Origin of the sequence: Acetobacter pasteurianus subsp. pasteurianus LMG 1262 = NBRC 106471 (assembly GCF_000285275.1) — a bacterium.
In the GTDB taxonomy this organism is placed as follows: Bacteria; Pseudomonadota; Alphaproteobacteria; order Acetobacterales; family Acetobacteraceae; genus Acetobacter; species Acetobacter pasteurianus.
In genome coordinates this window covers 56,633-78,430 of the sequence record NZ_CADO01000139.1, presented here as the reverse complement: position 1 = coordinate 78,430, position 21,798 = coordinate 56,633, and the positions used below count along the sequence as shown (strand labels likewise).

The following is a 21,798-nucleotide window of genomic DNA, read 5'->3' as shown; positions in this document are numbered from 1 at the left end:
ATTCAGGACATGTTGCATCTGGACACCAGAAAAAAAGCCCATATGCAAGCGGCAAGCATGCAGGGGCTGCATCTGCCATGCCGGTTTCGGCTGGCATCCACCTGCCCCACGCTGTATAGAAAAGCCCGATCTGCACAGGAAGACAGGATAACATGAGCGATTACAAGGTTAAGGATCTCTCTCTCGCTGAGTGGGGCCGCAAGGAAATTTCCATTGCCGAAGGCGAAATGCCCGGCCTGATGGCCCTGCGCGAGGAATACGGCCAGAGCAAGCCGCTGAAAGGCGCACGCATTGCCGGCTGCCTGCACATGACCATCCAGACCGCCGTGCTGATTGAAACACTGGTGGCCCTTGGCGCCACGGTGCGTTGGTCATCTTGCAACATCTTCTCTACGCAGGACCACGCTGCGGCCGCCATTGCGGCTGCGGGCATTCCCGTATTTGCATGGAAAGGCCTGTCGGAAGAAGAATTCTGGTGGTGCATTGAACAGACAGTGAAGGGCCCCGATGGCTGGACCCCGAACATGATTCTGGATGACGGCGGTGATCTGACCGTGCTGATGCACGACAAATACCCCGAACTGCTGGCCAACGTGAAAGGCCTTTCTGAAGAAACCACAACAGGTGTACACCGCCTGTGGGAAATGCAGAAAAAAGGCACGCTGAAGGTTCCGGCCATTAACGTGAACGACAGCGTTACCAAATCCAAATTCGATAACCTGTATGGCTGCCGTGAAAGCCTGGTGGACGCAATCCGCCGTGGCACAGACGTGATGATGGCTGGCAAGGTTGCCGTTGTTGCCGGTTATGGTGATGTGGGTAAAGGTTCTGCTGCTTCCCTGCGCAATGCAGGCTGCCGCGTTCTGGTTACGGAAGTAGACCCCATCTGCGCCCTTCAGGCCGCCATGGAAGGCTACGAAGTGGTGACGATGGAAGAAGGTGCACCCCGTGGTGACATTTTTGTAACCGCCACCGGCAACGTGGACGTGATTACACTTGACCACATGCGCGCCATGAAAAACCGCGCCATTGTGTGCAACATCGGGCACTTTGATTCTGAAATCCAGATCAACGCGCTGCGTAACTTCACGTGGGACAACATCAAGCCGCAGGTGGACGAAGTTGTGTTCCCCGATGGCAAGCGCCTGATTGTTCTGTCCGAAGGCCGTTTGGTGAACCTTGGCAACGCCACGGGCCACCCCTCCTTTGTGATGTCCGCTTCCTTCACCAACCAGACACTGGCCCAGATTGAACTGTGGACAGCTCCGGAAGGTAAATACGAAGCCAAAGTGTACACCCTGCCCAAAAAACTGGATGAAAAGGTTGCTGCCCTGCATCTGGCCAAGGTTGGCGCACATCTGAGCAAGCTGAACAAAGAGCAGGCTGAATATATTGGCGTGCACGTTAACGGCCCGTTCAAGCACCACGACTACCGCTACTGATTTTTTAAATCGGTGCACAAAAAGGGGTATGGGCTGCCAGTTGGCCCATACCCCTTTTTTTATGTTCTGCCTGCTTTGCCTGTGCGGCAAAGGCTGCCTTTTTCCGGCCATGTCTTGTAAAAAAACTTAATATTCAGAAAGCATTAAGCGCTCTATGCAACAAGCAATGCTGCTGTATGCTTAGGGGTATTGCATGGCTTGCCTTTAAGCATTCTGCTTCTTGTATTGTAAAAGTCATGCTGGCTCTTGCGAAAGGATTTCTGAACATGAGCATTTTTGGCTCCATTCTCTCCGCCATTTTCCATCATGCCAAGGCTGCCACGCCAGACACCACATCCCCTGCTAATGCTGGTGCACAGCCTTCTGCTGCTGCCGCTGCTGCTCCGGGTACCATTCCGCCTGCTGGCACACCGGTAAATGTTGATGCCGTGCTGGCCGATATGGCTGCAAAAAATGGCCAGAACCTGAACTGGCAGGAATCCATTGTGGATCTGCTGAAGCTTCTGGGCCTCGACAGCTCCCTGGATGCCCGCAAGAAACTGGCTGGCGAACTGGGCTATACGGGTGACACGAACGACAGCGCCACCATGAACGTATGGCTGATTAAAGAAGTGCGCCAGAAACTGGCCGAAAACGGCGGCAAAGTGCCTGCTGGCCTGTAATATCTGGTAAGAAAAACCAGTTTTACCGGTTAAAACAAAAGGCGTGCTGCTTACGGGCGGCACGCCTTTTTGTTGCGGCATAAGGCAGGCACAGGCGGCGTTTGGTTTCAGCCGCTAAACATTACGCCCTGCCCGCCCTTTAATTACCCACGCGCAGCTAATTTGGATGGGCCTGCATTTTCCTTAAGTGCTGCGGTTTTATCTGAATCCGGGTGATAATCTGCCGAATCCACCACCACTACGGCGACGCCAGAAATAGCTGTGGGTTTTCTATCTGGCCGCAACAGGGCTTTAAAGCGCATATCCACGGCAGCCCATTGCTCATATTCCGCATCTATCAGGCCGTGCTTATCAATAAACACGTTTAACGATGCCGGAATACGAATGCAGCCTTCAGATGCCGTATGGCCGAGCCGTTGTTCCAGATAAACGGGATCTGTTGCATGCATTTCCAGCCGGATCTGGCCTTTTTCCCGGCTGGGTAGCCAGCCTTTTTCAGCCCACTGCCAGCCAAAATCCCACACCCGCATGCCCTTGATACCGTTACCGCGAATACCATTTTCATTTTTGGTACCAAGTGCGCGGTAGCCAAGCCGATCAGCCGTGTTGGTGAACACCCCGGTGGGCGTAATGTAATAATACTTGCGCCCCGTAGTGCCTGTAGAAACCTTGGTACTGCCAATAACCTGCCAGTCTGGATCATTCGGCAAGGCCAGAATCAGACACAGGCGCTGCACCGAAGGGTTACGATCCACCACCACTAGCACTTGAGGTCGATCAATAACGTATCCGGCCTGCTCCAACTGCTGGCGGGCCAGTGCAATCCATGCGGTTTTACGTGCGGTTGAAACTTTAAGGGCTACGGGCACTTCATGCCGGAAATCCCGCGTAAGGCCATCAGCTTCCTTACGGGCTTCTTCATTATCCACCACAGGCATTGGGGGAAGCTGCGCGGCTTCCTCTGGCGGTGGTGTGTAAGGCACATGGCCATCCGGCGCTTCCTGCGTGGGGGCCGGTGTTTGCGCGCCATCACCCTGTATGGATGATTTTTCTGGCCGGGATTCTTCGGTTTGAGAGGCCGCATCTGGCGCAGGCGTTTGGGCCGCAGCAAGCCCGCCCGGTGCCAAAAGCAGGCTACCAGCCATTGCCCATACAGTTGGATGCCTTGGCACGAACATGCCACCTCTCTCCCATCTTCTGAATAGGAGAGAGTATGGCACCACTTTCAGTTAGAAGGAAACTTTCAGATGTTGATCGCGCGGTTGTCAGCACCCAGCGCGGCTTCCTTCACGGCTTCACTCAGGGTTGGATGTGCGTGGCACACGCGGCCGATATCTTCGGCAGAGGCCCCAAATTCAATGGCCATTGTGGCTTCAGCAATCAGTTCGCCAGCACATGGACCAATAATGTGCACACCCAGAACGCGGTCTGTCTGCTTATCTGCCAGCACCTTTACAAAGCCATCCGTCATGCCCAAAGCGCGGGCACGACCATTGGCCATGAAGGGGAACTTGCCGATTTTGTAAGCCACGCCCTTGTCTTTAAGCTGCTCTTCCGTAAAGCCAACGGAAGCAACTTCCGGCCATGTGTAAATCACACCCGGAATGGCATCGTAATTCACATGCCCAGCCTGACCAGCCAGCAGTTCTGCCAAGGCCACGCCTTCTTCTTCTGCCTTGTGGGCCAGCATGGGGCCTGCAATCACATCGCCAATGGCGTAAATGCCCGGCACGCTGGTGGTGTAATGGGCATCCACCTCAACACGGCCACGCTTATCCAGCGCAATACCGGCTTCTTCCAGACCCATGTTCTTGCTGGCAGCCGTGCGGCCTACAGCAACCAGAACCACATCGGCCTCAAGCGTTTCGGCAGCACCACCGGCTGAAGGTTCAACCGTCAGCACCACGCCTTTTTTGGTTTTTTCGGCTTTGGTGACCTTATGGCCCAGCTTCATCTTGAAGCCCTGCTTCACCAGCAGTTTCTGGAACTGCGAGGCCACTTCGTTATCCGTACCCGGCACCAGACGATCGAGGAATTCAACAACGGTTACGTCGGCACCCAGACGGCCCCATACGCTGCCAAGTTCCAGACCAATTACGCCGCCACCAATCACCACAAGGCGCTTGGGCACTTCGGAAAGTTCCAGCGCACCGGTAGAGGTGACAATAACTTTTTCATCTATTTCAATGCCCGGCAGGTTGGCACTGTTGCTGCCGCTGGCAATAACAATGTGCTTGGCAGTTACCGGCTTGCCATCCACGCTCAGGCGGCCTGTGCCTTCCACCTTACCGTGGCCTTTCAGCCAGGTGATGCCATTCTTCTTGAACAGATATTCCACGCCCTTCACGTTGGCGCCCACAATATCTGCCTTACGGGCCTGCATACGGGCCAGATCCAGCTTTACGCTATCAATCACCACACCATGCGCGGCAAAATCGTGCCCGGCTGCATGATAGTTTTCGGAAGACTGAAGCAGCGCCTTGGACGGAATACAACCCACATTCAGGCAGGTGCCACCAAGCGTTGCACGCTGTTCAACACATGCCACTTTAAAGCCAAGCTGTGCAGCACGAATGGCGCACACATACCCACCGGGGCCAGCACCAATCACCACCACATCGTAATCTGTTTCTGCCGGAGCCTGCTGTGCTGGTGCGGCGGCTGGTTTGGCTTCTTCTGCCTTGGCAGCAGGTGCAGCTTTTGCAGCGGGGGCAGAACCAGCAGCACCGGCTTCCAGCGTAGCCAGCACAGCGCCAACTTCTACTTCATCACCTTCTTTAACGGCATGATTTTCAAGCCGGCCAGATGCCGGAGCAGGCACTTCCACGCTGACTTTATCTGTTTCCAGCTCAACAACTGGTTCATCTACTTTTACAGCTTCACCCGGCTGCTTCAGCCACTTCCCCACCGTGGCGGTCGTAACGCTTTCTCCAAGTGTGGGAACTTTAATTTCAATAGGCATGGGTCTCGTCTCGCTCACGTAGGGATATGCAGAAAAATTGGCCGAAGGGGCACGTATTCACCCCTTCGGCAACCGCGCTATCAGACTTCAATCAGAAGGCGGCGCGGGTCTTCTACGTTCTGCTTCACCCGCACAAGGAAGCTGACGGCTTCCTTGCCATCTACAATGCGGTGATCATAAGAAAGGGCAATATACATCATCGGGCGGATCACCACCTGCCCGTTCACTGCCACCGGGCGTTCCTGAATGGAGTGCATGCCCAGAATACCGGACTGCGGTGCATTCAGGATGGGGGTGGACAGCAGAGAGCCGTAAATACCGCCATTGGTGATGGAGAAGGTGCCGCCAGAAAGCTGATCCAGCTTCAACGTGCCTTCACGCGCTGCCTTGCCAAAACCTGCAATGGTTTTTTCAATTTCGGCATAGCTCATCTTGTCGGCATCACGGATAACCGGCACCACCAGCCCGTTTGGCCCACCCACGGCAATGCCGAGGTTTACGAAATCACGGTAGATGACATCATCACCGTCAATTTCTGCGTTAATGGCCGGGAATTCTTTCAGGGCTGCCACAACAGCGCGGGAGAAGATGGACATATAGCCCAGCTTGACACCGTGCTTTTTAACAAACGAGTCCTGATATTCGGCACGCAGCGCCATGGCGCCGGACATGTCGATTTCATTAAACGTTGTCAGCATGGCCGCCGTGTTCTGTGCTTCCTTCAGGCGGCGGGCAATGGTGCGGCGCAGGCGCGTCATCTTCACGCGTTCTTCACGCGGGTCATCATTACGCGGCGGCTTAGGGGCTGCGGCTGGTGTTGCAGCCTGCGGGTTGGCCAAAAAGCCCAGCACATCCCCTTTGGTAATACGGCCACCAAGGCCGGTGCCTGCAAGCTGCTGTGCGCTCAGGCCGTTTTCAGCCATCATCTTGCGGGCTGCGGGCAGAGCAGCACCGGCATCTACTGCCGGAGCAGGGGCTGCGGCCTTAGGTGCTGGTGCAGCTGCTTTTGCCGGAGCAGCAGCCGCTACGGGTTCTGCTTTCTTTTCCGGGACAGCGGCTTTGGCGGCTGGTGCAGCGCCAGCCTTGGCAGGTTCCAGCGTGGTCAGCAGTGCGCCAACTTCTACTTCCTGGTCTTCCTTGGCAGCCTGTGGGCCCAGAATACCAGCCTGCGGCGCAGAAACTTCTACGCTCACCTTATCGGTTTCCAGCTCAACAATCGGTTCATCTGCCTGCACCGCTTCGCCCGGCTGCTTCAGCCACTTGGCCACGGTTGCTGTGGTTACGCTTTCACCCAGTGTCGGCACCTTGATCTCGACAGACATCCTGTTCCCCATCTTCTTTTAAATCCCCGGTGCCACTTTAAACTTTTGGCAGTGGCACCGGGGTGCGCCCGTATTTGCGGGCTATTTTCTTCAATTCAGCCTAATCCGGTTCAGCCAGACTTTTTCAGCCCCAATGCGCGTTCAACCAGATCCGCCTGCTCTGCCGCATGAATACGGGCAAGGCCGGTGGCCGGGCTGGCTGCTGCGGCGCGGCCCACATATTGCGGGCGGCCTGCCTTATGGCCTGCGGCAGCAAGGGCTGCTTCAATCCGCCTGTCTGCAAAATGCCATGCACCGCCGTTTTCCGTTTCTTCCTGACACCAGACAATGTCTGCTTCAGGATAGCGCTTAAGTTCGGCGGCAAGGGCTGCTTCCGGGAAGGGGTAGAGTTGTTCCAGACGCAGGATGGCAACATCCTTGATGCCTTTTTCCCGGCGTTCGGCCAGCAGATCGTAATAGACCTTACCAGAGCAGATCACCACGCGGCGCACCTTGTTATCGGCGCCCAGATCATCAATTTCGCCAATCACGGGTTTGAATCGTGTGCCCGGACCAAAATCTGCCAGAGCGGAAACCGCAAGTTTGTGCCGCAGCAGAGACTTAGGCTCCATCAGGATCATAGGCTTGCGGTAATCCAGCTTGAGCTGGCGGCGCAGGGCGTGGAAGTAGTTTGCGGGCGTGGTGATGTTGCAAACAAACATGTTATTTTCAGCACAAAGCTGAAGATAACGTTCCAGACGGGCAGAAGAATGTTCCGGCCCCTGCCCTTCGTAACCATGCGGCAGCAGCATGACCAAACCGGACATACGCAGCCACTTGGTTTCACCCGAGGCAATGAACTGATCGATAATTACCTGCGCACAGTTGGCAAAATCACCAAACTGGGCTTCCCACAGCACCAGCGTTTGCGGGTTGCGCACGGAATATCCGTATTCAAACCCAACCACGCCGTATTCTGAAAGAAGCGAGTTCCAGATTTCGATTTTCGCCTGCTTGTCCTGAATATGGTTCAGCGGCGTAAACGGTGTCTGGTTAACCTGATCCGTCCATACGGCATGACGCTGGCTGAACGTGCCACGCTGGCAATCTTCGCCGGAAAGACGCACACGGTGGCCATCCAGCAACAGGGAGCCAAAGCCCAGAGCCTCACCGGTTGCCCAGTCAAACCCTTCCCCCGTGCTGAACATGTTTGCCTTGGCCTTGAGCTGGCGGGCAATTTTGGAATTCAGGTTGAAGCCTTCTGGAACTTTTGTAATAGCTTCGCCAATCTTGCGCAGCGCATCCAGTGCAACACCGGTTTCGGGGAAGGCGCGTTCCGGATCATGCCCGGCAGCCACCAGGCCTTTCCAGCCACCTTCCAGCCAGTCTGCCTTGTTCACCTTGTAAGACTGGGCAGCCTTGTAATCTTCATCCAGCTTGGCGTGGAAGGCATCCCACTGGGCCTTCACTTCGTCATCCGTCACAACGCCTGCTTTTACAAGGCGTTTTGCATAAAGCGTGTGCGGCGTATCATGCGCGGCAATGGCTTTATACATGACGGGCTGAGTGAAAACTGGCTCATCCGTTTCGTTATGCCCGTGGCGACGGTAGCAAACGATATCCAGCACAATGTCACTTGCAAAAGCCTGACGGTAATCCGCAGCAAGGCGAGAGACGTAAATCACCGCCTCGGCGTCATCACCGTTTACATGCAGCACAGGGGCTTCAATGGATTTTGCAACATCGGTGCCATAAATGCCCGAATGCCCACATTCCGGATTGGTGGTAAAGCCAATCTGGTTGTTCACCACCATATGGATGGTGCCACCCGTGCGGTAGCCCGGCAGTTGGGACATGGCGAAGGTTTCGTAAACAATGCCCTGCCCGGCAAACGCGGCATCACCGTGGATGATAACGCCAAGGCTGGACAGGCGTTTTTCCGTATCGCCCGCATCATCCTGAATGGCGCGCACCTTGCCGCACACAACCGGATCCACCGCTTCCAGATGAGAAGGGTTGGGCTGGAGCGAGATATGCACCGCCTTGCCTGCCACATCCACATCTGTGGAGGAGCCAAGGTGGTATTTAACGTCGCCAGAACCTTCAACATTGTCTGGTTTGAAGGAACCACCAGCAAATTCGTTAAAGATGGCCACGTAAGGCTTGCGCACCACGTTAACCAGCGTGTTCAAGCGGCCACGATGCGCCATGCCGATGGCAACAGATGTCACCCCCTGGCTGGCACAGGAATCAATAATGGCGTGCAGGGAAGGAATGGAGATTTCGCCCCCTTCCAGACCAAAACGCTTCGCGCCCACGTAGCGCTTCTGGCAGAAAGCCTCAAAACCTTCGGCTTCTGTCAGGTTGGCCAAGATAACCTTCTGCTCTTCCACCGTTACGTGGGCGCGCCAGTTATCGCCTTCCAGCCGCTTGCGCAGCCATTCGCGCTGTTCGTGGTTACGGGCATACATGTATTCCGCGCCAATGCTTTCGCAATACACAGAGCGGAGTGCCGCAATAACCTCGGAAACCTTGGCCGTGTTCTTGCCCTTGAGCAGCGGATCAAGCAGTGACCCAATGAACACTTCGCGGTTCAGGTCTTTTTCACCAAAACCGTATGTGGCGGGGTCCAGTTCCTCGGTTTTATGAGGCACCTTCAGGCCCAGCGGATCAAGTGAGGCTTCCAGATGGCCGTATTCACGATACGCACGGATCAGCCGGGCAATAGCCAGACTATCCTGCGCGGCCAACCCACCAGCCGGGCCACCTTTTCCTTTCGGAGCAGGTGCGGGTTCATCCCCCGTGATAATGGAAGGGCGTGGTGCCCAAGAGGCTCCAACGGCATCCTTCAGCACTGCGGCTTCATCATCGCCCAGTGAGCTGAACAGAATATCGAAGGACGGATCCACACTTTTGGGATCCTTCGCCCACTGGGCATACAGATCCGCAAGGTAAGCGATATTGGCACCGTTAAGAGCGGTTGCCAGTACGTCCGAAACCGCCATCTCACATTCCTCCTTGCCACGGGGCACATACGCGCCGTTGGCCAGATATTGCGTCGTTCTCCACCGTAAACCGGACCATTTTTTCTTCACTCCGCCCCATAGCGCGGAGCGTCCCCTGTGTCCTTTTTGCCGGAAAGCCATCCCGCTTCCGGCTTGTTCTGTATCAAAGAGCTAGACCGCGTATGTGGCGGGAACAAGGGCGTGGGATGTCACGCTCTAGAGAGGCTGTGGGCCTGTTGCGCAGCCTGCGCTCCATGCTCCAGCCAGCTTTCACTTCCCATCTCAGCGAGACGTGATGCCGTGCGTGCAAACGCATCTGCACCATCCCCATCTGTAAACAGCTGGTCGGGCTGCGCATCAGCCGAGGCAAACAGCAGATTTCCGTTGTCGTACAAGGCATCTATGAGCGTGATAAAGCGCCGGGCCAGATTGGCATCATCCTGCCCCATGCTTGGAATGTTATCGACAATGACCACCGGAAAGCGTTTGGCCAGCGCCAGATAATCATTCGGCCCACGCGGCTTGCCACACAAAGAGTTGAAATCAAACCGGCACACCGGACCTGCCGCCTGATCCACTTCAAACACCCGCCCGCTGAACTTCAGGTCCACCGGGCCAGCCTTTTCATCCCCCGCATAGCGGGCAAAAATTCTGTCCAGCCTGCTTTTGGCCTGAGAATCCGCAGGCACAAGCCATGTTTCACGGTCTTGCTCACGCCCGCGGCGGTAATCACGCGGCGAATCCAGCTCAATCGTATCCAGTTCACGCTGGATAACGGCAATAAACGGTTTAAACGCATCTGCGCCGGGGCGGTTCTGGAACAGCTGCGAAGGTTCTGTGTTGGAGGTGGCAACAATCACCACCCCATTTGCAAACAGGGCCTCAAACAGCCGGCCCAGAATCATGGCATCGGCAATGTCGTTCACCTGAAACTCATCAAAGCACAAAAGCTGCGCCTTGCTGGCAATGGTTTTGGCTAGCGGCGGAATGGGGTCTGCCATATTGGGGTTGGCGGCTTTAAGATCATGCAGATCACGGTGCACATCCTGCATGAAGCGCAAAAAGTGGATGCGCTCCTTTTTCTGCACGGGCGCGCAGGCGTAGAACAGATCCATCACCATGGTTTTGCCGCGCCCTACACGGCCCACAATATACAGCCCACGCGGGCGCACCGGGCGGGTGGCAGATGTATCTGCCTGCGGGCGCAACCTGCGGGCCAGCCCGGCCAGCAAGCCTTTGGCCTTGCCTTCCATCCCCTGCGCGGGTGATGGCGCAGCCAAAGCTGGCATGCTTGCCAGTTCCTGCCACAAGGTGTTCAGCCGCGTTATTACACGCAGCTGGTCTGGATCACTCTTGAGTTCCCCCGCGGCAATACGCTGCTGGTAAACTGCCAATGGCCCCAGCCGTGTTGCGGCTGATGCCCCGTTCATGTCTGTCTGTGTCATAATCCTGCCCGATAACGGCTCCACCGCACATTCCGCAAGCGTACAAGCCTCTCCTAACCGTGTCGTGACAAAAAGCGCCACATCTGATGCAGTTGTGATCGGTTTAGACCACATAATTCAGAGAGGCGATCATGACAGACTGGAATGCTTACCGTGCAAACATGGCACAGAATGTCAAAACGCTGGCGTCCCTAACACCCAATACTCTTAAAGGGCTGCAAACGCTGGAAACACCCCTGCCAGAAAAAAAGCATCTGGATGACAAAACGCGCGAGCTGATTGCGCTGGCCGTAGCCGTAACCACCCGATGCGATGGGTGCATTGCCGTGCACTCCGCCGCTGCCAAAAAAGCCGGTGCCAGCAAGGAGGAAATTGCCGAAGCCCTTGGCGTGGCCGTGGCGCTAAATGCCGGGGCAGCACTTGTATATTCCAGCCGCGTGATGGAAGCGTTTGAAGATACGCCGGAATAAAGCCCCCTTATTTATTCCGAAGGGGCCAGTGGCAGAACAGGCATACCGTGGCCACCGGGCTTTAACACCCACGGGCGTTGCCCGCGCCATGCACGATCTGTTCTGACCACATTTTTGCTTTGATGCACAAACACGGCTTCCGCCCCGTTTTCCCACGCTGAAAACCGATCCAACCTTATGGGCACATTCAGGCAGGAAGCGCGTAAGGGGGCTGTGCTGATAACCGCATCCGCCCCTGTGCAGATATCGGCAGACAATGGCACGCGCCCATCCGAGGCATCCTGCCTGCGTACCACTACATCCTGCCCGCGCAGCAGAGCCACGCAGGTATCTGGTGCATCTTCTGCCCCGCATGTTAGCGCGCCATCGGGCGCTTCTCCCTCCGGCGGAAACATCTCTACGGGTTGGGCAAAATATTGGCCCCATGCCTGCATAATAGGCCGTTGTGCACGAGATTGGCCGATAACATAAACCTTACCGGAATCCCGCACCCCCACCAGCCCGCCATCCGGGCTGATAACCACATCTGGTTGCACCAGTAACCACGGGCTTGCCATGCCCAACACCAAACCAGCGCACCCTACCCAACGCCAATGCTGCCGCCATAAACATATCCAGCTCAAGCCCAGCATAACGGCCAGCAGCCCCCACCCCGGCATGTGTGGCACAGCCACGCGCGCGGCAGGCCAGTGCGCCACTATGTGCGCCAGCCATATAACGGGGCGGATACCTGCACCCATCAACCATAAAAACGGGGCATCCATATGTAAGGGCATGAAGCCCACGGCCAGCAAGCCTAATGGCATAATCCACACAGCCATCAGCGGCACGGCCACCATGTTGGCCACCACAAAAAACGGCTGGATAACGCCAAAATGCGCCATAGCCACCGGCAAGGTGGCACAGCCTGCCAGCACACTGGTTAATGCCAAAACAGCACCATGCCATGCCAGCCAGTGCCCAAACCCCGTTGTGCTGGCGCGCCAGCGCGTAAGTTTTGGCTGCAACACCTCATACCCGGCCACCAGCGCCATAACCGCCGCCATGGACATCTGAAACGCAACACCCATCACCACCTGCGGCATACACAGCACCAGCACGCAGGCCGCCACCGCCAAGCCACGCATGGAAACAACGCGCCGCCCTGCTGCAATGCCCAGCACTGCCACTGCGCCCATGAACAGGCTGCGTTGGGCGGGCAGATGCGCCCCCGTAAGCAGCACATAAACCAGCCCTACACTCCAAGCACATAAGGCGGCCAAGGCCTTACAGGGCCAACGCAAGGCTGTGTATTCCGTGGCAGCCAAAAGCAGGCGGCTTGCTGCCATAACAAGGCCCATCACAATGCCCAGATGCAGCCCTGCAACGGCCAAAAGATGTGCCAAGCCAGAGGCTGCAAAATCTTCCCGCACCTGTTTTTCTACAGTTTCGGAAGCTCCCACCAGCACAGTGGCCGCCACACCACCCTCCGGGCCGGGGAGAATGGTATGGATACGGGTGTTGATGCGTTCGCGCAGGTTTTCAAACCACAGTTGCAGTTTATGCCCGTGCCCCGTTTGCCCCATTGCAACAAGCTGCACATGCCCCAAGGCCCGCCCACTCCCCGCCTGATTGGCAAACCATGCCTCAAACTGCCTGTCTCGCGCGCCAGGAAGTGCTGGAAATGGAGGTGGCTGCAAAAGAGCCTTTACATTCAGATGGTCGCCCGCCTGCAACGAAACAGAATCATTGGGTTGGAGATATATAGGAAGCACGCGCCTTAAGGGCGGCATGCCCTCATCCAGTGCGTTGTGAAAAACGGCCTGCGCCAGATCTACTCTGCGCTCAAAGAGTGCATCAGTGCCATCTGCTAGTGGTAATAGGGCTATGGCCTCCACTGTGCCCGATATTTCTGTGGCAAAACGGGGCAAATCGGGCATGGGCGTATGCCTGTGCGTGCCACCCCAAGCTGCGGCAAACCCAAGGGCCACAGTTATGCACCCGCCCCAGAGCAGACGCCCCCAAAGCGAATAACGCATACGCCACGCCGCAATGCTGGCCAGCACAGCCATACCGCACGGCAGCACAAACCCTTCCAGCAGGCTGGGTTCTGTACGCAACAGGCCAAAATACAGCACCGCACCCAGCGCCAAGCCCACCGGTGCCCACAGCACCAGCCGCCTTTGTTCCTGAACAAGCAAAGAATGCAGGTGTAACATCAGGCGTGGCATATGGCTCCTTGCGCTTGCGCATGGTATGGAACCACCCCATGACCACCATCCGTACACGCTTCGCTCCGAGTCCTACAGGCCTGCTGCATATTGGCAACGCCCGCGCAGCCCTGTTCAATTTCCTCTTTGCCCGTCATCACGGCGGCGAGTTCCTCCTGCGTATTGAGGATACCGACCGTGAGCGTTCCACCCAACAGGCTGTAGACGTTATTTTTGACGGTCTGGCCTGGATGGGGATTGAACCGGATGAAGAACCCGTTTTCCAGTCCTCGCGTGAGGATCGGCACCGGGAAGTCGCCCTTGAGCTGCTGGAAAAGGGCCTAGCCTATAAATGCTACTGTACGCCTGAAGAGCTGCACCAGATGCGTGAGGACGCCAAGGCCAAGGGCCTGCCCCCGCGCTATAACGGCATGTGGCGGGACCGTGACCCATCCGAAGCCCCGGCTGGCGCACCTTTTGCCGTGCGTATTAAAGCCCCGCGTGAAGGGGAAGCCACAATCAATGACCTCGTGCAGGGTGAAGTGCGCGTTGCCAATGCCGAACTGGATGACATGATCATCCTGCGGTCTGATGGCACCCCCACCTATCAGCACGCCGTTGTGGTGGATGACCACGATATGGCCATTACCCACGTGATCCGTGGTGATGACCATCTGACCAACACCTTCCGCCAAGCCATGATCTACCGCGCCATGGGGTGGGAACTTCCGCGCTTTGGGCATCTGCCGCTCATTCACGGGCCGGATGGCGCAAAGCTTTCAAAACGCCACGGTGCGCAATCTGTGGTTGAGTTCCGTGAAATGGGCTACCTGCCCGAAGCCCTGTGCAACTACCTGCTGCGTCTGGGTTGGGGCCACGGGGATGCGGAAATCCTCTCGCGTGAAGAGCAGATCAAGCTGTTTGATATTGATGGCGTTGGCCGCTCTCCTTCCCGCATGGATTACGCCAAGCTGCTGCACATCAACGCCGTATGGCTGCGGCAGGCGGATGATGAACGCCTGACCAACGATGTGATGGAACGCTTCAAGAAAATGGACGACGTAAGTGTGGATGAAACCACCCGCGCCCGCGTGGCCGCCCTGATGCCGGGGCTGAAGGAACGCGCACGCACGCTGGTTGAGCTGGCAGAAAGTGCGGCTTTCCTTGGCCGTCAGGTACCGCTGGCGTTCAATGACAAAGCGCAGAAGCTGCTGACACCAGAAGCCCGCACCATGCTGGGTGAACTGGCGCGTGATCTGGCTGCTGTGCCAGACTTTACGCCAGAAGCCATTGATACCACCCTGCGCAACTTTGCTGAAAAGCATGAGTTGAAGCTGGGCAAGGTGGCCCAGCCTGTGCGCGCTGCCGTAACAGGCTCCAACACCTCCCCCGGCATTGATGCCACCCTGCAAGCACTGGGCAAGGATGAAACCCTCGCCCGTTTGGGAGCCGTTCTGCATGGCTAGCTTTCCCGGCCGCCACACCCGGCATCTGCTCGGGCTGGAAGGCATGACGCCCGACCAGATCGAGCCTTTGCTGGATCTGGCCGAAAGCTATGCCCTGCTTAACCGCTCCCGCAAGGTGCCGCGCGATGTGCTGCGGGGGCGCACCCTTATCAACCTGTTCTTTGAGGACAGCACGCGCACCCGCACATCTTTCGAGCTGGCGGGTAAGCGTTTGGGGGCGGACGTTATCAATATGTCCGTTGCCCAATCCTCGGTGAACAAGGGTGAAACCCTGCTGGATACGGCCGCAACGCTTAACGCCATGCGGACAGACCTGCTGGTGGTGCGTCATTCCCAATCCGGCGCACCGGCCCTGCTGGCGCAAAAGGTGGAAGCCAGCGTAGTCAACGCGGGTGACGGTATGCACGAGCACCCCACACAGGCCCTGCTGGATGCGCTGACCATTCGCCGCCACCTAGGCACATTGGGTGGGCTGAAAGTGGCCATTTGTGGGGATGTTTCACATTCCCGCGTGGCGCGCTCCAACATCTTCCTGCTGACAGGCATGGGCAGCACGGTGCGGCTTGTTGGCCCGCCAACGCTGGTGCCCGGCGCCATGAAGCAACGCGGGGTGGAAATCTTCCACAACATGGAAGAAGGCCTGCAGGACGTGGACGTGGTAATGATGCTGCGTTTGCAGCGTGAGCGCATGTCCTCCGGCCTTATCCCCAGCGCGCGTGAATATTTCCGCTTTTTCGGGCTGGATCAGCGCCGGTTGCAGTTGGCCCGCAAGAATGCGCTGGTCATGCACCCCGGCCCCATGAACCGTGGGGTGGAAATAGACAGTCTTGTCGCTGATTCCAGCCAGAGCGTCATTCAGGAACAGGTTGAAATGGGCGTTGCCGTGCGCATGGCCGTTCTGGACCGCCTTACCCGCAGCAGGCCCGCCGCATGAATACCCTTTTATTTGAAAACGTCCGCCTGATAGACCCCGCATCCGGGCTGGACCAACCCGGCCGCCTGCTGGTGCGCGATGGCGTTATTGCAGGCACAGATAAAGCCGGAGCCGAAGGCACGCCAGAAAACGCCACCGTTATTGATGGCAAAAATGCCGTGCTGTGCCCCGGCCTTGTGGACATGCGCGTAGAAATTGGTGAACCGGGATACGAATACCGTGAAACCGTTTCCTCCGCCGCGCGGGCCGCTTCTGCCGGGGGCATTACCACCCTTGCCGTGCTACCCACCTGCAAACCGGCCATAGATAACCCGGCCCTTGTGCGCATGCTGCGCACCCGTGGGGAAGAAACCGGGGCCATTACCATTCTGCCCTATGGTGCCCTTACCAAAGGGTGTGAAGGGAAGGAACTGGCAGAAATTGGCCTGCTGCACGAAGCCGGTGCCGTAGCCTTTACAGACGGCGCACGTGCGCTAGACCCCGCACGCCTGATGCGGCTGGCCCTTTCCTACGCCAGCGGCTTTGGGGCCATGATTGTGCAGCACCCGGAAGAACCCTCGCTGGCGGGGTCTGGCTGCGCTACGGCTGGGGCTTTGGCCACACGGTTAGGCCTACCCGGCATTCCGGCAGCGGCAGAAGCCATTATGATTGCACGGGATATTCGTCTGGCTGAACTTACGGGCGGACGTCTGCATTTCGCCCATGTTTCCACCGGTGAAGGCGTAGCCCTTATTCGGCAAGCCAAGGAACGCGGGCTGAACGTAACGTGTGATACCGCTCCGCCGTATTTTGACCTGAACGAAAACACGATTGGTGATTTCCGCACCTACGCCAAGTTCTCTCCCCCATTGCGGAGCGAGGATGATCGGCTGGCTATTTGCGCCGCGCTGGCTGATGGCACGATAGACGCCATTGGCTCGGACCATCTCCCGCGTGATGCGGATGACAAGCGCCTGCCCTTTGCGCAGGCGGCAACCGGTGGCACAGGCTTGGTAACACTTCTGGGTGTTACGCTGGCACGCGTACATGATGGTACGCTCACGCTGCCTCAGGCACTTTCCCTGCTAACCCATCGCCCTGCACAGTTGCTTGGTGCAGAATGCGGCACGCTGGCTGTAGGCGCTGCGGCTGATCTGTGCCTGTTCGACCCCGAACAAAGTTGGCTGGTAGAAGCGGGCAAACTGCCGGGCCGTGCACAAAACACACCTTTTGATGGCCGCCCGCTGGAAGGCCGCGTGCTGGGCACATGGAAAGCTGGCCGCCGGGTGTATGAGGCAGGGCAGGCATAATGGAAGCTCTGCCTCCCTATGCCTTAAAGCTTGTGGCTGCCATGGCGTTCATGGGGTACACGCTGGGCAGCGTGCCTTTTGGCCTGCTCCTTACCAATCTGGCTGGTGCGGGAGATTTGCGCAAAATTGGTTCCGGCAATATCGGGGCTACCAATGTATTGCGCACGGGCCGTAAGGATCTGGCCGCCGCAACGCTGCTGCTAGATGCTGCCAAGGGCTTTTTGGCGGTTGCCATTGCCTGGATTATGACCCCGCCTGATTTTTCAGACCGCACCGTAACTGTGGCCGCTCTGGCCGCTGTGGTGGGGCATTGCTACCCGATATTTCTGGGGTTTAGGGGCGGTAAAGGTGTTGCAACCGGGCTGGGTGCCATGCTGGCTCTTTCTCCCCTTACTGGGCTGGCTGGCTGCGCCACGTGGCTGGGTGTGGCCAAGCTCACGCGTATTTCCTCTGCTGGGGCTTTGGCGGCCTTTATCGTTATGCCGGTGGTGTTGCTGGCACTTTATGGCTTTTCCTTTCAGGCTTCCCCCAAACCCTTGGCTGCGGTGCTTATCAGCGTGTTGGTAATTGCGCGGCATCATGAAAACATTGTCCGCATTTTCAGCGGGAAAGAGCCGCGGATTGGCGAAAAAAAGCCGTGATCTGCAATTTGGCTGCCTGATTACCCAAGCATGACATCCCTGCCCGCCTGCCTTCGTCTGGCACGTACCGAACAGGTTGGCCCACACACATGGCGGAAACTGGTAGATAAATACGGCTCTGCCGCAGAAGCGCTGGAAGCCCTGCCCTATCTGCCAGTGCGCGGGCGTAACCAGCCGGTTATACCGCCCATGGATGTGGTGATGCGCGAAATAGACGCCACCTTGCAGATGGGCGGCTGTTTTCTCACACTTTTTGATGCAGATTACCCTGCCTTTTTACGCCAGATTCCAGATGCCCCTCCGGTGCTGAGCGTTCTGGGCGATGTTTCATGCCTCAGCCGTGCGGGGGTTAGCATTGTGGGGGCGCGTAATGCCTCGGCACAGGGTATGCGGCTGGCAGAAAGCCTTGCGACAGAACTGGTGGAAGCCGGGCTAACTGTTATTTCTGGCTTGGCGCGCGGTATTGATAAAGCTGCCCATAAAGGTGCGCTGCATCGCCAAGGCTGCACCATTGCCGCCATTGCAGGCGGGCTGGATTGCCCCTACCCGCCAGAAAACGCCAGCCTTCAGGCAGAAATTGCCCAAAAAGGTGCGGTGGTCACAGAAGCACCACTGGGCACGGCCCCTTTGGCCCGCCACTTCCCTCGCCGCAACCGGCTTATTGCTGGCTTGGGCCTTGGGTGTGTGGTGGTGGAAGCGGCACCCCATTCCGGCACACTTATTACTGCGCGCATGGTGGTGGATTACGGGCGGGAATTATTTGCCGTTCCCGGATCACCGCTAGACCCGCGTTGCAGGGGCAGTAACAATCTTTTGCGTAACGGCGCTATTCTTACAGAAAGTGTGGCAGATATTTTGCCGCATTTGCCCCCAGTCACCCCTCAACCCGCTGGCTCTACAGTATCCCTCCCCAGCGTTTCTGCTCCACGCCAGAAAAAATCTGTATCCCCTGCTCAAACCGGTCTGCCTTTTGTTTCAGAGCCTCCTGAACGCGCATTTTTTGCTTCTCCCCAAAATGTGGATGAAAAAGAGCCAATTGCTCTAAAACCGCATTTTTCAGCGGCTTCCACCGCGCAAGATGTGCGTGAAAACCTGCTTTCGCTCCTCTCCTTTACGCCTATAGCGGTTGACGATCTGATTAGGCGCTGCCAGTTCTCGGCTTCTGCCGTGCTTGTCGCGCTCACGGAACTTGAGCTTTCGGGCTGCGTCTCCACTTATTCTGGAGGCATGGTCGGTCTGGCGGATAATCAGGCAGAAACGGCAGGGTAAGTGCTGCTTGCAGGCAGGTCGGAGAGAGTATGACTGACGTTGTTGTGGTCGAATCGCCCGCAAAGGCAAAAACGATCAACAAATATCTGGGTGATGGCTACACGGTGCTGGCCTCCTTCGGGCATGTGCGCGATCTGCCACCCAAGGATGGCTCCGTGCTGCCGGATGAAGACTTTGCCATGAAGTGGCAGTCTGATGAACGGGGCATGAAGCAGGTTGCCGCCATTGCCAAAGCGCTTAAGGGTGCCCACCGACTGTATCTGGCCACTGACCCGGACCGTGAGGGTGAAGCCATTTCGTGGCATGTGCGCGCCATGCTGGAAGAACGTAAAGCCCTGAAAGGGGTGGATGTTCAGCGCGTTACGTTTAACGAAATTACCAAATCCGCCATCCGCTACGCCATGGAGCACCCGCGGGATCTGGATTTCCCGCTGATTGAGGCCTATCTGGCCCGCCGGGCGCTGGATTATCTGGTGGGCTTTACGCTTTCCCCCGTGTTGTGGCGCAAGCTGCCGGGGTCTCGCAGTGCGGGACGTGTGCAATCTGTGGCGCTGCGCCTGATTTGTGAGCGCGAAGCCGAGATTGAGGTTTTCAAACCGCGGGAATACTGGAGCGTTATTGCATCGCTGCTCACCCCCGCAGGTGCCGCCTTTACCGCACGGCTGACTCATCTGAACGGCAAAAAGCTGGATCAGTTTGATCTGCACAATGCGGAACTGGCCGAGGCCGCCAAAAAGGCGGTGGAAGCTGAAAACCTTGCTGTAAAATCTATCGAACGCCGCAAGGTTCGCCGTAACCCGCAACCGCCGTTCACCACCTCCACCTTGCAGCAGGAAGCCTCCCGCAAGTTGGGCATGAGCGCGCAAACCACCATGCGCACCGCCCAGCAGCTTTATGAAGGGATGGATCTGGGTGGTGAAACCGTAGGTTTGATCACCTATATGCGTACCGATGGCGTGACGATGGCGCAGGAAGCCGTCAACGCCATTCGCCAGCATATCGGCCAGAAAATTGGCACGGAATACGTGCCTGCCAAGCCGCGTATCTATACCTCCAAGGTCAAGAACGCGCAGGAAGCGCATGAGGCCGTGCGCCCCACCGATGTGTCCCGCACGCCCGAATCCGTTGCCCGGTTCCTGAATAATGACCAGCGCCGGTTGTACGAACTGGTATGGAAGCGTGCTGTTGCCAGCCAGATGGAATCCGCATCGCTGGATCAGGTAGCGGTAGATATTGCAGGCCCCTCCGGCCAGACCGTGCTGCGTGCCAATGGCTCCATCATCACGTTTGAGGGCTTTCTCAAGCTCTACCGTGAAGGGCGCGATGATACGGAAAAAGCAGCGGATGATGATGCCCGCATGCTGCCAAGCATGCAGGAAAAAGATCCGCTCAAGCGCGAAAAGGTGGATGCCGAACAGCACTTCACCCAGCCGCCGCCGCGTTATTCCGAAGCATCGCTGGTGAAAAAAATGGAAGAACTGGGCATTGGTCGCCCCTCTACCTACGCTTCCATTCTAACCGTGTTGCAGGATCGCAGCTATGTGCGGCTAGAAAACCGCCGCTTTATTCCCGAAGCACGCGGGCGGCTGGTCACGGCCTTCCTTGTCTCGTTCTTTGAGCGGTATGTGGATACGGGCTTTACCGCCAGCCTTGAAGAACTGCTGGATGATATTTCCGGCGGTCGTGCGCAGTGGAAGCAGGTTCTGGCCGCATTCTGGAACGATTTTTCCAAGGCCGTATCCGGCACCAAGGAACTCACCATTACCGATGTGCTCAATGCACTCGATAAGGATCTGGGGCCATTCTTCTTCCCCGAACGGGCTGATGGATCAGACCCTCGGGTTTGCCCCTCCTGCGGCACAGGCCGCCTTGGGCTGAAGCTGGGCCGTTATGGCGCATTTATTGGCTGCTCCAACTACCCGGAATGCCAGTACACCCGCCGCTTAACGTCTGACAGCGCGGAAGAAGGTGATGATGCAGCCCTTAAAGACGGCATGCGCCTTTTGGGCCAGAACCCGGAAACGGGTGAGGATATTACCGTGCGCCAAGGCCCGTGGGGCCTATATGTGCAGCAGGGTGAACCCAACCCGGAAGACAAAAAAGCCAAGCCCAAACGCGCCTCCCTACCCAAAAACATCAATGGGGAAAGCATTACGCTGGATCAGGCCCTTGGCCTGCTCTCCCTGCCACGCCTTGTTGGTATTCACCCAGAAACGGGTGAGCCCATTCAGGCCGGGCTTGGGCGCTTTGGCCCGTTTGTAAAAATGGGTGCTGTGTATGGTTCGCTGGACAAGGACGATGATGTTCTGACCATCGGCCTCAACCGTGCTGTGGATGCGTTGGCTAAAAAGCTGGCTTCCATCCGCAATCTGGGCGTGCACCCCAAGGATGGTGAACCGGTTATGGTGCGCAAGGGCCGCTTTGGCCCGTATGTGCAGCATGGCCAGATGGTGGCCACCCTGCCACGCGGTACGGATATGGATGCCGTAACGCTGGATGAGGCCGTGGCTTTGCTGGCAGATAAGGGCAAACCCCTAAAAGCCAAGGCTGGCGCCAAAAAGAAAGCCACCACCACCAAAACGGCGGCCAAAAAGAAAACCGCAACCAAAAGCACAGCCAAGGCTGATGCAGAGGGTGCGGAAAAAGCGGCTCCCAAGAAAAAGGCGCCCGCTAAAAAGAAGGCCACCACCACAACACGCAAGAAAAAAGCCGAGACCGAGTAA

The 21,798-nt window shown here is 57.3% G+C and carries 15 protein-coding genes; 9 read left to right on the top strand and 6 right to left on the bottom strand.

Going from position 1 to position 21,798, the window contains the following annotated elements; all coding sequences use genetic code 11:
* The first annotated feature begins 152 nt into the window (after positions 1 to 152).
* Positions 153 to 1,442, top strand: coding sequence for an adenosylhomocysteinase (gene ahcY, locus APA10_RS12280; protein ID WP_003628366.1), 1,290 nt, complete (start codon positions 153 to 155; stop codon positions 1,440 to 1,442).
* A gap of 176 nt (positions 1,443 to 1,618) precedes the next feature.
* Positions 1,619 to 2,104 carry a DUF3597 domain-containing protein gene (locus tag APA10_RS12275; protein ID WP_003628367.1) on the top strand — a complete coding sequence of 162 codons (486 nt, stop codon included), beginning with the start codon at positions 1,619 to 1,621 and terminating at the stop codon, positions 2,102 to 2,104.
* A 143-nt stretch (positions 2,105 to 2,247) separates the two neighbouring features.
* On the opposite strand, the gene APA10_RS12270 is transcribed toward APA10_RS12275, so the two are convergent.
* From APA10_RS12270 to zapE, 5 genes are all read right to left on the bottom strand, one after another.
* Entirely contained in the window at positions 2,248 to 3,282 is a 1,035-nt protein-coding gene (locus APA10_RS12270; protein WP_020944630.1) for a L,D-transpeptidase, read from the bottom strand.
* A 65-nt stretch (positions 3,283 to 3,347) separates the two neighbouring features.
* Positions 3,348 to 5,066, bottom strand: coding sequence for a dihydrolipoyl dehydrogenase (gene lpdA, locus APA10_RS12265; protein WP_003628371.1), 1,719 nt, complete (start codon positions 5,064 to 5,066; stop codon positions 3,348 to 3,350).
* 80 nt (positions 5,067 to 5,146) lie between these two features.
* On the bottom strand, positions 5,147 to 6,388 hold the full coding sequence (gene odhB, locus APA10_RS12260; protein WP_003628372.1) for a 2-oxoglutarate dehydrogenase complex dihydrolipoyllysine-residue succinyltransferase: 1,242 nt from the start codon (positions 6,386 to 6,388) through the stop codon (positions 5,147 to 5,149).
* Between the two features lie 110 nt (positions 6,389 to 6,498).
* Positions 6,499 to 9,372 (bottom strand): 2-oxoglutarate dehydrogenase E1 component, encoded by a 2,874-nt coding sequence (locus APA10_RS12255; RefSeq protein WP_003628374.1) that lies wholly within the window; start codon positions 9,370 to 9,372, stop codon positions 6,499 to 6,501.
* A gap of 209 nt (positions 9,373 to 9,581) precedes the next feature.
* Complete coding sequence (gene zapE / locus APA10_RS12250) at positions 9,582 to 10,931, bottom strand: cell division protein ZapE (protein WP_012812673.1); 1,350 nt, start codon at positions 10,929 to 10,931, stop codon at positions 9,582 to 9,584.
* A 17-nt stretch (positions 10,932 to 10,948) separates the two neighbouring features.
* Between zapE and APA10_RS12245 the strand changes: the two genes are divergently transcribed.
* Positions 10,949 to 11,287, top strand: a complete 339-nt coding sequence (locus APA10_RS12245; protein ID WP_003628378.1) for a carboxymuconolactone decarboxylase family protein — start codon at positions 10,949 to 10,951, stop codon at positions 11,285 to 11,287.
* A gap of 11 nt (positions 11,288 to 11,298) precedes the next feature.
* Here the strand turns inward: APA10_RS12245 and APA10_RS12240 are convergent, their stop codons facing one another.
* Entirely contained in the window at positions 11,299 to 13,497 is a 2,199-nt protein-coding gene (locus tag APA10_RS12240) for a ComEC/Rec2 family competence protein (protein WP_035365464.1), read from the bottom strand.
* 38 nt (positions 13,498 to 13,535) lie between these two features.
* On the opposite strand from APA10_RS12240, the gene gltX reads away from it, so the two are divergent.
* Genes gltX through topA form a run of 6 tightly spaced genes read left to right on the top strand, consistent with a single transcriptional unit; the run spans position 13,536 to position 21,798 of the window.
* Positions 13,536 to 14,942, top strand: coding sequence for a glutamate--tRNA ligase (gene gltX, locus APA10_RS12235; protein WP_035365479.1), 1,407 nt, complete (start codon positions 13,536 to 13,538; stop codon positions 14,940 to 14,942).
* Entirely contained in the window at positions 14,935 to 15,876 is a 942-nt protein-coding gene (locus tag APA10_RS12230; RefSeq protein WP_003628385.1) for an aspartate carbamoyltransferase catalytic subunit, read from the top strand. Before gltX ends, APA10_RS12230 begins: the two co-directional genes overlap by 8 nt.
* On the top strand, positions 15,873 to 17,165 hold the full coding sequence (locus APA10_RS12225) for a dihydroorotase (protein WP_003628387.1): 1,293 nt from the start codon (positions 15,873 to 15,875) through the stop codon (positions 17,163 to 17,165). The genes APA10_RS12230 and APA10_RS12225 overlap by 4 nt, the downstream gene beginning before the upstream one ends.
* The gene (gene plsY / locus APA10_RS12220) at positions 17,165 to 17,806 is read left to right on the top strand and encodes a glycerol-3-phosphate 1-O-acyltransferase PlsY (protein ID WP_003628389.1); all 642 of its coding nucleotides are present in this window, start codon (positions 17,165 to 17,167) and stop codon (positions 17,804 to 17,806) included. Before APA10_RS12225 ends, plsY begins: the two co-directional genes overlap by 1 nt.
* 30 nt (positions 17,807 to 17,836) lie before the next feature.
* Complete coding sequence (dprA, locus tag APA10_RS12215; RefSeq protein ID WP_003628390.1) at positions 17,837 to 19,075, top strand: DNA-processing protein DprA; 1,239 nt, start codon at positions 17,837 to 17,839, stop codon at positions 19,073 to 19,075.
* A 29-nt stretch (positions 19,076 to 19,104) separates the two neighbouring features.
* On the top strand, positions 19,105 to 21,798 hold the full coding sequence (topA, locus tag APA10_RS12210; protein WP_003628391.1) for a type I DNA topoisomerase: 2,694 nt from the start codon (positions 19,105 to 19,107) through the stop codon (positions 21,796 to 21,798).